This is a genomic window from Lentzea sp. NPDC005914 (assembly GCF_040629405.1).
Classification (GTDB): domain Bacteria; phylum Actinomycetota; class Actinomycetes; order Mycobacteriales; family Pseudonocardiaceae; genus Lentzea.
Genome location: NZ_JBEXVQ010000023.1, coordinates 107,900 through 121,598, shown reverse-complemented (window position 1 = coordinate 121,598; position 13,699 = coordinate 107,900). Strand labels below are relative to the sequence as shown.

Genomic DNA, 13,699 nt, shown 5'->3' with positions numbered 1-13,699 from the left:
CAGGTCACCCCGCGTCGGCACGGTCGGCGTCGACTGGAATCCTCCGAACAGGTGAAATCAGCCCGGCCAGCAAACCTGCGATGTTGTAAGCGTCATCGTGGCCACGGTGGTGCGTGCCGTCGAGCTTCCGCCCGGCGATGCGCATCGCCTCGGCCATACCGACTTCGCGCTTCAACGCGTGAGAGAGCGCGAAGAGCGTCTTCACGTTGAGGTGCCGCGGTCCGAACGGATACCCCACACCGACAACCGCGCACTGCCGTTCGAACATCTTGCGGTCGTAGTCACCGTACGAAGCCCACACCCGGCGATCCGAGCGAAACTCCTTGCGCAGCAACGCACACGCCTCGGCGAACGAGACGCCGCCGTCGACCTGCTCCTGCGTCAAGGTCGTCAGCCGAGTGCAGAACGCACTGACAGACGACCGCGCAGGCCGCACCAGCACGCTGCGCCGCTCCCCGCGCACGCCGGACGAAACGTCGAGCGGGCAGATCCCGATCTCGATGATCTCCGAGACCTGATCGGGCGGCGGCGATCCTTCCCAACACGTCGACTCCACGTCGACGACCAGTACCTGATCCAGTGATATCACGTGCTGATCGTCCCGGACGTGTCCACCGACTTACTTGGAGCGATTCCAAGCGGTACCAATGGATGTCGTGCAGGAACAGCTCATCCAGGCAGGCATCCGGTTCCGGCAGTGGATGCACGACAACATCATCCACGCCGCCCGCCACTTCGGGCTCGCGATCACCGGGCCGCCCCGGTTCGGCCGGCAGGACCGGTCGATCGGCGCGCCCGTCGAGAAAACGCTCTGGCTCCGGGTCGTGTCCGAGGAAGAGCAGTGGGCCGGCGACGTGTTGTGGACCGGCAACTTCGCCGCAAACGCGTTCACAGCCGTGCGAAAACCGTACGTTCTCGACGTCTACGAGTGGGAGGACTGGCGGCGGCAGCGGGCCGAGTTGATGACCCTGATGCCGGGTTCGCCGTGCTCTCCCGCCGAGGCCTTACGCCTGCCGGACGAGTGGTGGAGTGATCTGCGCAGGACGACGGACGTCATCGCGGCAATGCCGACCGACCGCGTCAACACGGACCAGGCCGAGGTCGCCGGCCGCATCCACCAGCATTTCGGGAACTTGGTCGACCCGGCCGTACAGCGGTGGGAGACGGCGCACGGCGATCTGCGGTGGGCAAACCTGATGGGACCGGACTTCGGGCTGCTGGACTGGAAGCAGTGGGGCCGCGCCCCAGCCGGGATGGACGCGGCCACACTGCTCCGTGACAGCCTTGAAGTGCCGGAAGTTGCCGAACGGGTGCGTGAGGTGTTCGCCGACGTGCTCAAAACCGATGCCGGACACCTCTACGCCGTAGCCCGTCAGACGATGACGGCGCCACCGTCGACGACGAGCGTCTCGCCCGTCACGTAACCGCCGGCAGGCGAAGCGAGGAAGACGACGGCCGCAGCCAACTCCTCCGGGTCACCCATGCGACCGGCGGGCAGCGCCGCCTGCATCTTCTCCAGGTAGCCGGGCGGGTACTGGTCGGTCATCTCCGACGCGAAGAACCCGGGGCAGATCGCGTTGACGCGAATGCCCTTGCGGCTGGTCCACTGCTGCGCCAGGTCCCGCGTCAGCCCGAGCAGACCGGCCTTCGAGGCCGAGTACGCGGCCTGCGGAATGCCACCGGTCACCAGCCCCAGCACGCTGGAGATGTTGATGATCGACCCACCGGACTTCATGACAGAAGCCGCCGCCTGAGCCATCCAGTACGCACCGTTGAGGTTCACGTCCATGACGCCGAGGAACTCCTCGGGCGTCTCCCGCGAAGCAGGCACCGCCGACGCCACACCGGCGTTGTTCACGAGCACGGTGACAGTGCCGAACTCGGCAGCCGCACGCGCCACCTCACGGCAGTCGTCGGGCTGCGAAACATCAGCCTGCACAACGAGAGCGCGACGCCCGACGGACTCGACGAGAGCCGCCGTGTCCTTCAGCTTGTCCGCACGACGAGCCGCGAGCACGACGTCCGCCCCGGCCTCGGCAAGGCCCTTCGCAAAAGCCACGCCCAACCCGGAGGACGCGCCCGTGACGATCGCGACCTTCCCGTCGAGCCGGAACTTGTCCAGGATGCCCACTACGAAAGCCTTTCCAGGATGATCGCCATGCCCTGACCGCCGCCGACGCACATCGTCTCAAGGCCGAACTGCGCGTCACGCGCCTGCATGCCGTTGATCAGCGTCGTCATGATCCGCGCACCGGTCGAGCCGAACGGGTGCCCGAGAGCAATAGCACCACCGTGCACGTTCAACCGATCAATGTCGATGCCCAGCGCACGCTGGCTACCGATCACCTGCACGGCGAACGCCTCGTTGATCTCCACCAGGTCGATGTCCGAAATGGACAGACCGGCGTGACCCAAAGCCTGACGAGTGGCATCGACCGGGCCGAGCCCCATGATCTCCGGCGAAAGCCCGGAGACACCAGTGGACACAATGCGCGCCAACGGCGTCAGCCCGAGCTCACGAGCCCGCGTGGAGCTCATGATCACGACAGCAGCAGCACCGTCGTTCAACGGGCAGCAGTTGCCAGCAGTGATCGTGCCCTCAGGCCGGAACGACGGCTTCAGCGAAGAAACAGCCTCGTAGGTGACACCAGCACGCGGACCGTCATCCGTAGAAACCACGGTGCCGTCAGCGAGAACGACCGGAGTGATCTCGCGAGCGAAGAACCCGTCCGCGATCGCCTTCTCCGCGAGGTTCTGCGACCGCACACCGAACTCGTCCTGGTCGTGCCGCGAGATCCCCATCTGCGTGGCGACGTTCTCGGCCGTCTGCCCCATCGAGATGTAGTAGTCCGGCAGCTTGCCCTCGAGTCGCGGGTCGGTCCAAGCGGCGTTGGACGCGGCCGTGTCGAGAGTTCGCTGCTGTGCCTCGTCAAAAAGAGGATTGAACGACGGCACTCCGGAGTGCATGTACCGCGAAACGCACTCGACACCGGCCGAGATGAACCCGTGCCCCTCCCCCGCCTTGATCGCGTGGAAGGCCATCCGCGCGGTCTGCACCGAAGAGGCGCAGAACCGGTTCACGGTGGTGCCCGGCAGGTTGTCGTACCCGAGCTGTACGGCGATGCGACGGGCGATGTTCTGCCCGTGCTCGTCCTGCGGCTCGGCACACCCGAGGTGCAGGTCGGTGATCTCGGAGGCCGGAATGTCGCCCAGCGCAGCGGAAATCACCTGCGCGGCCAGATCGTCCGGCCGGAGAGAGACGAGAGAACCCTTGCGCGCACGGCCGATCGGCGACCGGGCGGTGGAGACGATGACTGCTTCAGCCACAAAACACCCCTTACAGGCCCAGGTCGCGGCCGATGAGTTCCTTCATGATCTCGTTGGATCCCGCCCAGATCTTCGTGACGCGGGCGTCCATCCAGGCGCGGGCGACGCGGTACTCGGTCATGTAGCCGTAACCGCCGTGCAGCTGCACGCAGGCGTCGATGACCTCGTTCTCGATGTCGGCGCTCCAGTACTTCGCCTGCGCCGCCTCGACCGAGCTCAGTTCGCCACGAACGTGCTGCATGGTCAGGCCGTCGATGAACGCCTGCGAGACGTCCAGCTTGGTGCGCAGCTCGGCGAGCAGGAACTTGTTGTGCTGGAACTTGCCGATCGCCTGGCCGAACGCCTTGCGCTCCTTGACGTACTCCAGCGTCTCGTCGAAGACGCCCTGCGCGTGCGCGAGGTTCGAGATCGCGCCGCCGATCCGCTCCTGCGGCAGGCGTTCCATCATGTAGATGAAGCCCTTGTCCACCTCGCCGATCACGTTCGCGGCGGGCAGGCGCACGTCGGAGAAGAACAGCTCCGCGGTGTCTGACGGGTGCTGGCCGACCTTGTCGAGCTTGCGGCCGCGCTCGAAGCCGGGCATACCGGTCTCGACGGCGAACAGCGTGATGCCCTTCGCGCCCTTGGAGGGGTCGGTGCGGGCCGCGACGACGATCATGTCGGCGGTGTAGCCGTTGGTGATGAACGTCTTGGAGCCGTTGAGGATCCAGTCGTCACCGTCACGCACGGCGTTGGTCTTCAGGGCGGCGAGGTCGGAGCCACCGGAGGGCTCGGTCATCGCGATGCCGGTCTTGAGCTCGCCGGTGCACATGCCGGGCAGCCAGCGCTGCTTCTGCTCCTCGGTGCACAGGTCGACGAGGTAAGGCGCCACGACATCGCCGTGGATTCCCAGCGACGACGCCACCGCGGCGTTGACCCGGCACAGCTCCTCGGCGAACACCGTGTTGAACCGGTAGTCGTTCGCCCCGCTGCCGCCGTACTCCTCGGGGATCTCGAGCCCGAGCAGGCCCTGGCGGCCGGCCTCCAGCCACACGTCGCGGTCGATCACGCGCTGCTCGATGAACTTCTCGACGTTCGGCGTGATCGTGCGCTCGACGAACGCTTTCGCCGACTCCCGGAACGCGGCGTGATCCTCGTTGAACAGCGTCCGCTGCACGACTACCTCCATACTAAGCGGTTGCTTAGCGCTAAGCGCTCGCTTAGCGTGCAGTACGATCCATCACCTGTCAACACGCGAGGAGCGGCAGATGACGACGACGGGCCTGGACGAGTTCGCGCTGCTCGACGAGACGTGGCGCGCAGTCACCCCGGACGCCGCCCGCCGCATGCTCATCGCAGCCGCGCACGCGTTCGCCGGCAAGGGATATCACGCCACGACGACCCGTGACATCGCCTCTCTGGCCGGAATGTCGCCGGCGGCCGTGTACATCCACTACCGGTCCAAAGAGGAACTTCTCTTCAACATCTCGCGCGTCGGACACGAGCTGTCACTCACCGTGCTGTCGTCCATCAAGGGCAGTGACGCCACGGAAAGGCTGCGGAACGCGGTGGCTGCGTTCGCGGGCTGGCACGCGGAGTTCCACACGACGGCGCGGGTGGTGCAGTACGAGCTCGGCGCGCTCTCGGCGGAACATCACGCGGAGGTGGCGGAGCTGCGTCGCGGGATCGAGCAGCAGATGCGCTCGTTCATCGCGGACGGCGTCGCGGAGGGCACGTTCGACGTGCCGGACCTGAAGGGCGCGACGCTGGCGGTCCTGTCGCTGTGCATCGACGTCGCCCGCTGGTACCGGCCGGGCGGGCGGCGGACCCCGGACGAGATCGGCGCGTTGTACGCCGACCTCGTCCTGAGGATGCTCCGGCCGGCTAACTGACCGACCTGCGGCCGTACATACCGGCGACGAGAGATACGCCGATGGCCGCGACGACGATCTGCACGATCACTTCGATCCAGTCGATGCCAGGCGTGTCCTGCACGCCGAGCAGCCTGGCGATCCACGACCCGATGAACGCGGCCGCGATACCGACCAGCAGGGTCAGCCAGATCGGGATGTTCTGCTTGCCGGGCGCGAACAGCTTGCCCAGAAAGCCCAGGATCAAACCGATGATGAGCGCGCCGAGAATGCTCTCGATGGTCACGGACGCCTCCTCCCGCTACTCCCCGATGCACTCGGGGATCTCGCGGAAAATCATCCCGTCATTCGGCATGATCCGCAGCTTGAGACCTACCAGCGGCTGCCGGAGACCTGCGCCATCCACTGGTTGATCGTGGCGGGCCAGTCGGTTCCGACCGCCTGCTGGTGCGACACCGCGAAACGGCCGTACGCGTCACCGCCCGAGCGGAGCAGTCCGGCGCGCTTGTCGGCCTCCAGGATCACGTGCAGCTCGGTCGGCGTCGTGACGAACGTCAGCTCGACCTGCTTGAGCCGGCCCGAGAACTGCGGCGGCGGGTAGAACTCGATCTCCTGGTAGAACGGCAGCTGCTGCGGCACGCCGTAGATGCGGCCGCGCTCGTTGTCCGCCTTGGTGAAGCGGAAGCCCATGTGCCCGAACGCCTGCAGCACCGCGTCCTGCGACGGCAGCGGGTGCACCCAGATCGGGTCGAGGTCGCCGGGGTCGACCGCGCCGCGGACCTCGAGCTCGGTGCGCAGACCGAGCTGCATGCCGGAGAGCTGCATGCCGCCGACGACGTTGAGAGGGCACTCGAACGGCACCGGGACCTGGAACGGCAGCGACAGGTTCTGGTGCGGCTGAGCCATGATCCGCTGTCCCACGGAGAACTTGTGGAACTCCATGTTGGTGTTGTACTCGTTGTCGCCGCTTTCGACCTCGACGCGGGTGAGCAACGCCAGCGTGACGTGGTCGATCTCGGCGGGGTGGTCGCCACCGGCGATCCGCACCTCACCGCTCAACATCTCGCCGGGCCGCACGTTCGGGTTGGTCAGCACCGTGTCGACAGTCGGGCCGCCCACGCCGAACGCGCGCAACATCCTCTTGAACACCACTGCGGCCTCCTGAAGCCACTCGCAACTTTGCGGGGAAGTCTGCCCACTGAATCGCCGGTTTGTACCAAAGCGTTCCGTTGACGCCTCAACACCCCGATCGGTTCCGTATGGACTTCCGTTGACTTCAGATGGCAACATGCGACCGCCGTCACATACTAAGCGGTCGCTCAGGAGGATTGCCGTGTTGCTCGTCGCCAACCGGGGTGAGGTCGCTGTCCGCGTGCTGCGCGCAGCCACTGACCTGGGAATTCGCACCGTGGCGGTGTACGCGGAGGACGACGCTTCCTCGTTGCACGTGACGCTCGCGGACCGCGCCGTCGCACTGCGTGGACCTTCGCCCTACCTGGATGTGGATCAGCTCGTGGACGCGGCCGCCGGGTGCGTGGCGGTTCATCCGGGGTGGGGTTTCCTGTCCGAGAACGCCGATTTCGCACGGGCTTGCGCGGCACGCGGGCTGACGTTCGTCGGGCCTTCCCCGGACGTGCTGGAACTGCTGGGCGACAAGCGGCGCGCCCGTTCGCTGGCCGCGTCGCTGGGCATCCCGGTGCTGGACGCGACTCCGGGCGAGTTCCCCGTGATGGTGAAGGCCGTTCTCGGTGGTGGCGGCAAGGGCATGCGGGCGGTGTACGCGCCCGAGGACCTCGACGGTGCCGTCGAGGCGTGCCGGGCGGAGGCGCTGGCGGCGTTCGGGGTCGGGGATGTCTACCTCGAACGCCTGATGCCCTCCGCCCGGCACATCGAGGTGCAGCTCGTCGGCACCTCGGTGATCGGTGACCGCGACTGTTCGTTGCAGCTCCGTCACCAGAAGGTCGTGGAGATCGCGCCGGCTCCCCTGCTGGATCCTTTGCTGCGCAAGGCGCTGCACGAGGCCGCCGCGGCGATCGCCTCCGCTGTCGGCTACACCGGCGTCGGCACCGTCGAGTTCCTGGTGGCCGGCGACTCCTTCGCGTTCCTGGAGGTCAACCCGCGGCTGCAGGTCGAGCACACCGTGACCGAGATGGTGTCCGGCGTGGACCTCGTGCGCACCCAGCTGCTGCTGGCCTGGGGCGGCGACGTCGACTTCACCCCCGCCGATCGCGGCTCGGCCGTGCAGGTGCGCGTGAACCAGACGTCCGGCGGTGTGCTGTCTTCCTTCGGTCTGCCTTCCGGGCCAGGGGTTCGCGTCGACACGCACGGGTACGTCGGCTATCGAGTCGGGACGCGGTACGACGGCCTGCTCGCGAAGCTCGTGGTGCACGGCGAGGACCTCGACGTCGCCCTGAACCGGGCGCGGCGGGCGTTGCGCGAGTTCCGGATCGAGGGTGTCTCGACGAACCTGGACTTTCTCCATTCGCTGCTGTCCCAGGACATCGTGGGCGCCCCGACCAATTTCGTGGCCGAGGAGCCGGTCGACGGCATGCGGGCTCCGCTGGCGGGCACGGTGGTCGCGGTCTCCGCCGACTCGGTCGTGCTGGAAGCGATGAAGATGCAGCACGTCGTCCGGGTGTCGGGCGACGTTCTGGTGTCGGTGGGCGACACGGTGTCCGAGGGTCAGCTGCTCGCGTCCGGCGCCGGTGAGTCCACTGAGGACTCTTTGGCCGTCGATCTCGATCACGTCCGCCCGGATCTGGCCGAAGTGCTGGCACGGCACGAGTTCGATCGCCCCGAGGCCGCCGCTCGGCGGCACGCCGCGGGTGGCCGGACCGCCCGCGAGAACATCGCGGACCTCTGCTCCGACTTCGTCGAGTACGGGGGCCTGGCGATCGCCGCCCAACGCCAGCGCCGTTCGCTACCGGAGTTGATCGAACGCACCCCCGCGGACGGCATGGTGGCGGGCATCGGCGTGGTCAACGGCCAACGGGTCGTGGCGATGTCCTACGACTACGCAGTGCTCGCCGGCACGCAGGGCCTGCGCAACCACCAGAAGAAGGACAGGCTGTTCGCGCTCGCCCAGCAGGAGAACCTGCCGGTGGTGCTCTTCGCGGAGGGCGGCGGCGGACGTCCCGGCGACACCGACCACAGCATGGTCAGCGGCCTGGACTGCGGCTCGTTCCACGCGTTCGCGCAACTGAGCGGCCAGGTGCCTCTCGTCGGCGTCGTCGCGGGCCGCTGCTTCGCGGGCAACGCGGTGCTGCTCGGCACGTGCGACGTGATCATCGCGGTCGAGGGCGCGAACATCGGCATGGGCGGCCCGGCGATGATCGAGGGAGGCGGGCTGGGCGTCTTCCGGCCGGAGGACATCGGGCCGCTCGACGTCCAGGTGCCCAACGGCGTGGTGGACATCGCGGTGGCGACCGAAGAAGAAGCCGTCGCCGTCGCGAAGAAGTACCTCGCCTACTTCCAGACGCCTGCGGGCTCGCAGGCCTCCGCAGGCTTCCACGTTCCCGCAGGCTTCCAGGCCCACGCAGGCTTCCGCGCTCCCGGAGGCGACCAGGCTCCCGCAGGCGTCCAACCGTCCTCCGGCGTCCAAGCTCCCGCAGGCGTCCCCTCCTCGAGTGCGCAGCCTTCGCCGCCGCCCTCGGGGGGACCCCTGAAATCAATTCTCCCAGACAGCACTGACAATTTCGGATCGTGGAAGTGCGCGGACCAGCGCCTCCTCCGCCACGCGATCCCCGAGAACCGCCTCCGCGCCTACGACATCCGCAAGCTCATCACCACCCTCGCCGACACCGGCAGCGTGCTCGAACTCCGCCAAGGCTTCGGCAAGGCCATCGTCACCGCCCTGATCCGCGTGGAAGGCCGCCCGATCGCCCTGATCGCCAACGACCCGAACGTCCTGGGCGGCGCGATCGACGCCGACGCGGCCGACAAGTGCGCTCGTTTCCTCCAGCTCGCGGATGCCTTCGACATCCCAGTCATCTCCCTCGCGGACACCCCGGGCTTCATGGTCGGCCCGGACGCCGAACGCACCGCCACCGTCCGCCACCTGACCCGCATGGTCGTGACGGGCGCCAACCTCACCGTCCCGTTCGGACTCGTCATCCTCCGCAAGGCCTACGGTCTGGGCGCCCAGGCGATGGCGGCGGGCTCGCTCAAAGTCCCCCAGTTCGCCATCTCGTGGCCCACCGGCGAGTTCGGCCCGATGGGACTCGAAGGCGCCGTCAAGCTCGGCTTCAAGCGAGAACTGGACGCCATCGAGGACCCGGACGAACGCCGTCAGCGCTACGACCAGATGGTCGCGGCCGCGTACGAACACGGCAAAGCGCTGAACGTCGCGAGTGTCTTCGAGATCGACGACGTGATCGACCCGGCCGACACCCGCCGCTGGATCGCGACGGCGCTGGCCCCCTCAACTTCCCGCCCTCAGGGGAAGAAACGCCCGTTCATCGACACGTGGTGAAGGAGAAGCCGTGGTCAGTGTTGCCCCGGAGAAGAAGACCCTGCGCAGGCTCATGGCCGCCGGACTCGTCGGCAGCAGTATTGAGTGGTACGACTTTTTCATCTACGCAACAGCTGCGGCACTTGTGTTCCCCAAACTGTTCTTCCCAGAGGCCACCCCGATCGTCGGCCTGCTGCTGAGCTTCAGCACGTTCTGGGCCGGCTTCATCGCGAGGCCCATCGGCGGCCTGGTCTTCGGCCACGTCGGCGACAAGGTCGGCCGCAAGCCCGCCCTGGTCATCTGCCTGGCCCTGATGGCCGCCGCGACGTTCCTCATCGGCCTGCTCCCGACGTCGGGCAGCATCGGCGTGGGCGCACCGATCCTTCTCGTCCTCCTCCGCTTCCTGCAGGGCATCGCGGTCGGCGGCCAGTGGGGCGGCGTGGTGCTGCTGCTCACCGAGTCGGCCAGGCCCGGCAAACGCGGCTTCGCGGGCACGTTCGGTCAGGCCGGTGTCCCGATCGGCGTGTTCCTGGGCAACGTGGCGTTCATCCTGGCCACCACCACCCTGTCCAAAGAGGACTTCGCGGCGTGGGGCTGGCGCATCCCGTTCCTGGCCTCGGCACTGCTCTTCCCGGTGGTCCTCTTCATCCAGCTGAAGGTCGAGGACAGCCCGGTCTTCCGCGAACTGAAGGAACGCCGCAGCGACGCACCGGCCCCCGCACCGTTGAAGGAGGCCCTGCGCACCCACCGCAAGCCGATCCTGCTCGGCGCGGGGCTGATGTTCGCCTCCAACGCGATCTTCTACGTGTCGATCGCCGGCGTCCTGTCCTACGCCACGACCACGCTCGGCCTGTCCCGCGAGTCCGTCCTGATCGTCAGCCTGCTCTCGTCCGTCGTGAGCATCCCGGTGATCCTCTGGGCGGGCCACGCATCCGACCGCATGGGCCGCCGCCCGCTGATCATCGCGGGCGCCATCGGCCTGGTCGTGTGGGCGTTCCCGTACTTCCTGCTCGTGGACACCGGGTCCCTCGTGTTGTTGTTCGTCGCCGCAACGGTCGGAGGCATCGCGTCCTCTCTCGTGTACGGCCCGATCGCCGCGTACCTGGGCGAACTGTTCGAGCCGCACGTCCGATACTCGGGCGCCTCGCTCGCCTACCAGCTGGCGTCGATCCTGGTCAGCGGCGGCACGCCGTTCATCATGACGGCGCTGCTCGGGGCGACGGGCACGTCGATGTCGGTGTCCGCGTTCCTCTGCCTGATGGGCCTGGCCACGCTGTTCTCGGCGCTCAAGCTGCCCGAAACCAACCCGGCCTGAACTCTGCTTCCGGTTGGTGCTACCGCTGTAGCACCAACCGGAAGCAGCCGTACTCACCTCAAGTCCCAGTGACCAGGGCAAACTCGCGGACGCGGTCAGCGCGCAGGTGCCACTGATCGGACATTTCCGGCTTCACTGTCAAGACCTCTGCGGAACCTCCGGCCGATGCCGTACGTTCCTGCGTCGTGACCACTCTCATGGCGCGCTTCAAGCAGCGGATGCGCCGGTTCGCGCAGAAACCGGCGTCGGTTGACCTCACCCCGTTCTCGGCACTGCTCAAGGACGTGGAGAAACACGCTGACACGTTCAAAGCGTTCAGCGACGAGGAGCTGACGGCACACGCCGTGAAGCTGCGCGAGGAGCACGAGGACACCGAGCTGGTGGCCCTCACGCGTGAGGCCGCCGAGCGCGCCATCGGGCAGCGTCCGTTCGACGTGCAGGTCCTGGGTGCGCTGGGCATGCTCAGCGGGCTCGTCGTCGAGATGGCCACCGGTGAGGGCAAGACGCTCGCGGGCGCCATGGCCGCGGCCGGGTTCGCCATCAAGGGCAAGCGCGTCCACGTGGTCAGCGTCAACGACTACCTCGCCCAGCGCGACGCGGAGTGGATGGGGCCGCTGTACCGGCTGCTCGGTGTCACGGTGGGCTGGATCAACGGCAGCTCGAAGGCCGAGGAGCGCCGCGAGGCCTACCAGTGCGAGGTCACGTACGCGCCGGTCAGCGAGATCGGGTTCGACATCCTGCGCGACCGGATCGTCACGAGGCCCGAGGACCTGATCGTGCCCGAGCCGGAGGTCGCGCTGATCGACGAGGCCGACTCGGTGCTCGTCGACGAGGCCCGCGTGCCGCTCGTGCTCGCCGGCTCGACCAGCGCCGAGGCCGCCGACCCCGTCATCGCGGACCTGGTGAAGCGCCTGCGCCAGAACCTGCACTACGAGATCGACGACGAGGAGCGCAACGTCTTCCTCACGGGTGCGGGCTCCGAGGCCGTCGAGCGCGCGCTCGGCGAGATCGACCTGTACTCGCAGGAGCACGTCACCTCCACGCTGTCGAAGGTGAACGTCGCCCTGCACGCCCAGGTGCTGCTGCACCGCGACGTCGACTACATCGTGCGCGACGGCAGGGTGCACCTGATCAACGACACCCGCGGCCGCGTCGCGAAGCTGCAGCGGTGGCCGGACGGCCTGCAGGCCGCGGTCGAGGCCAAGGAGAACGTCCAGACGACCGAGTCGGGCGAGATCCTCGACTCGATGACGGTGCAGGCACTGCTGTCGCGGTACCCGACGCGCTGCGGCATGACCGGTACCGCGGTCGCCGTCGCGGAGACCCTGCGCGAGTTCTACGAGCTCGAGGTGCTCGTGATCCCGCCGAACAAGGAGAACATCCGCGAGGACGAGCACTTCCGCCTCTACGCGACGCTGGAGCAGAAGGAAGACGCGATCGTCGAGGAGATCAAGACCGTCCACGAGACCGGGCGCCCGATCCTCGTCGGCACGCTCGACGTCGCGGAGTCCGAGCGGATCTCCTCCAAGCTGCGCGACGCCGGGCTCGAGTGCGTCGTGCTGAACGCGAAGAACGACGCCGAGGAAGCGGCGATCATCGCCGACGCCGGCTCGTACCAGCGCATCACCGTCTCCACGCAGATGGCCGGTCGCGGTACGGACATCCGCCTCGGTGGCCACGAGGGCGAGGACCACGACCGGATCGCCGAGCTGGGCGGCCTGTACGTGATCGGCACCGGCCGCCACTCGTCCTCACGCCTGGACGACCAGCTGCGCGGCCGCGCGGGCCGTCAGGGCGACCCCGGCGGCTCGGTGTTCTTCTCGTCGCTGCACGACGAGCTGATCACCCAGTACGCGCCGGACGCCGAGGATCCGTCCGATGTGGACAACGACGGCCGGGTCAACGACAAGGGCCTGATCCACACCTTCGAGCACGCGCAGCGCGTCGCCGAGGGCGTGAACCTGGAGATCCACCGCAACACGTGGCGCTACAACAAGCTCATCGAGCACCAGCGCGACCTGCTGCTCAAGCATCGCGACGTGGTGCTGCGCACGGACGCGGCCCTGGACAAGCTCGGCAAGAAGGAAGGCGTGTCCGACGAGGTGGCCGGTGACGCCGCCCGCAAGATCACGCTGTTCTACCTCGACGACCTGTGGACGCACCACCTGACGTTCCTGTCAGACCTGCGTGAGGGCATCCACCTGCGCGCGCTGGCCCGGCAGAACCCGCTCGACGAGTTCCACCGCGAGGCGATCCCGGCGTTCAACAAGATCGTGCCGGAGTCGTGGGCGCAGTCCCAGGACAAGTACGACGCCGCGAAGATCACCGACGACGGCTACGACCTCGCCGATGCGGGTGTGAAGCGCCCGAGCTCGACGTGGACGTACCTGGTGCACGACAACCCGTTCGGCTCCGGGCTGGAAGAGACGATGAAGGGCCTGGTCAAGATGGTGCGCGGCCAGCGCCGCTGAGCGTCACCACCGCTCGCCGACGAGATCGTCCGCGGGTCTGGCGGGCCGGGGCAACGCCTCGGCCCGTCTCGCTGTGGTCATCTCCTCGGTGAGCGCTCTGATCTCCGCGAGGATGTCCAGGTGCTCCTGCGACGGCGGCGGGCCAACGAGGTTGGACCGGTTGTGCGCCGTCCGTTCCGCGCGCTCGGCCAGTTGCCGGATGCGGCGGAGGAGATCGTGCTCCCCGTCCGGGAGCAAGAAGTCCGTCTGCTCCATCACCTGTGCCAGCTTTCGCGTGCACGGGTGA

General features: G+C 67.7%; 12 protein-coding genes. 5 read left to right on the top strand and 7 right to left on the bottom strand.

Features of this window, described 5'->3' with window-relative positions; translation table 11 throughout:
* Positions 1-4 precede the first annotated feature (4 nt).
* Entirely contained in the window at positions 5-589 is a 585-nt protein-coding gene (locus tag ABZ345_RS29485) for a 3'-5' exonuclease (protein ID WP_359855590.1), read from the bottom strand.
* Between the two features lie 58 nt (positions 590-647).
* Here ABZ345_RS29485 and ABZ345_RS29480 point away from each other — a divergent pair, with 58 nt between their 5' ends.
* Positions 648-1,424 carry an aminoglycoside phosphotransferase gene (locus ABZ345_RS29480; protein WP_359855587.1) on the top strand — a complete coding sequence of 259 codons (777 nt, stop codon included), beginning with the start codon at positions 648-650 and terminating at the stop codon, positions 1,422-1,424.
* Here ABZ345_RS29480 and ABZ345_RS29475 read toward each other — a convergent pair.
* The 3 genes from ABZ345_RS29475 to ABZ345_RS29465 are packed head-to-tail and all read right to left on the bottom strand — an operon-like array spanning position 1,373 to position 4,483.
* Positions 1,373-2,131 carry a glucose 1-dehydrogenase gene (locus ABZ345_RS29475; protein ID WP_359855584.1) on the bottom strand — a complete coding sequence of 253 codons (759 nt, stop codon included), beginning with the start codon at positions 2,129-2,131 and terminating at the stop codon, positions 1,373-1,375. The genes ABZ345_RS29480 and ABZ345_RS29475 overlap by 52 nt on opposite strands.
* A complete protein-coding gene (locus ABZ345_RS29470) occupies positions 2,131-3,327 on the bottom strand; it encodes an acetyl-CoA C-acetyltransferase (RefSeq protein WP_359855582.1) in 1,197 nt (398 codons plus the stop codon). Before ABZ345_RS29470 ends, ABZ345_RS29475 begins: the two co-directional genes overlap by 1 nt.
* A 10-nt stretch (positions 3,328-3,337) precedes the next feature.
* Positions 3,338-4,483, bottom strand: a complete 1,146-nt coding sequence (locus ABZ345_RS29465; protein ID WP_359855579.1) for an acyl-CoA dehydrogenase family protein — start codon at positions 4,481-4,483, stop codon at positions 3,338-3,340.
* Positions 4,484-4,574: 91 nt separating this feature from the next.
* On the opposite strand from ABZ345_RS29465, the gene ABZ345_RS29460 reads away from it, so the two are divergent.
* Complete coding sequence (locus ABZ345_RS29460; protein WP_359855576.1) at positions 4,575-5,198, top strand: TetR/AcrR family transcriptional regulator; 624 nt, start codon at positions 4,575-4,577, stop codon at positions 5,196-5,198.
* On the opposite strand, the gene ABZ345_RS29455 is transcribed toward ABZ345_RS29460, so the two are convergent.
* Positions 5,191-5,463 (bottom strand): GlsB/YeaQ/YmgE family stress response membrane protein, encoded by a 273-nt coding sequence (locus ABZ345_RS29455; RefSeq protein ID WP_359855573.1) that lies wholly within the window; start codon positions 5,461-5,463, stop codon positions 5,191-5,193. The two genes, ABZ345_RS29460 and ABZ345_RS29455, sit on opposite strands and share 8 nt — an antisense overlap.
* Before the next feature lie 86 nt (positions 5,464-5,549).
* Entirely contained in the window at positions 5,550-6,329 is a 780-nt protein-coding gene (locus ABZ345_RS29450) for a sporulation protein (protein WP_359855571.1), read from the bottom strand.
* 136 nt (positions 6,330-6,465) lie between these two features.
* On the opposite strand from ABZ345_RS29450, the gene ABZ345_RS29445 reads away from it, so the two are divergent.
* The 3 genes from ABZ345_RS29445 to secA2 all read left to right on the top strand — a co-directional run bounded on the left by ABZ345_RS29445 (position 6,466) and on the right by secA2 (position 13,413).
* Entirely contained in the window at positions 6,466-9,648 is a 3,183-nt protein-coding gene (locus ABZ345_RS29445; protein WP_359855675.1) for a carboxyl transferase domain-containing protein, read from the top strand.
* Between the two features lie 10 nt (positions 9,649-9,658).
* Complete coding sequence (locus ABZ345_RS29440; RefSeq protein WP_359855568.1) at positions 9,659-10,942, top strand: MFS transporter; 1,284 nt, start codon at positions 9,659-9,661, stop codon at positions 10,940-10,942.
* Between the two features lie 185 nt (positions 10,943-11,127).
* The gene (gene secA2 / locus ABZ345_RS29435) at positions 11,128-13,413 is read left to right on the top strand and encodes an accessory Sec system translocase SecA2 (RefSeq protein ID WP_359855566.1); all 2,286 of its coding nucleotides are present in this window, start codon (positions 11,128-11,130) and stop codon (positions 13,411-13,413) included.
* A gap of 3 nt (positions 13,414-13,416) precedes the next feature.
* On the opposite strand, the gene ABZ345_RS29430 is transcribed toward secA2, so the two are convergent.
* Positions 13,417-13,668, bottom strand: a complete 252-nt coding sequence (locus ABZ345_RS29430; RefSeq protein WP_359855672.1) for a hypothetical protein — start codon at positions 13,666-13,668, stop codon at positions 13,417-13,419.
* Between the last annotated feature and the right edge of the window lie 31 nt (positions 13,669-13,699).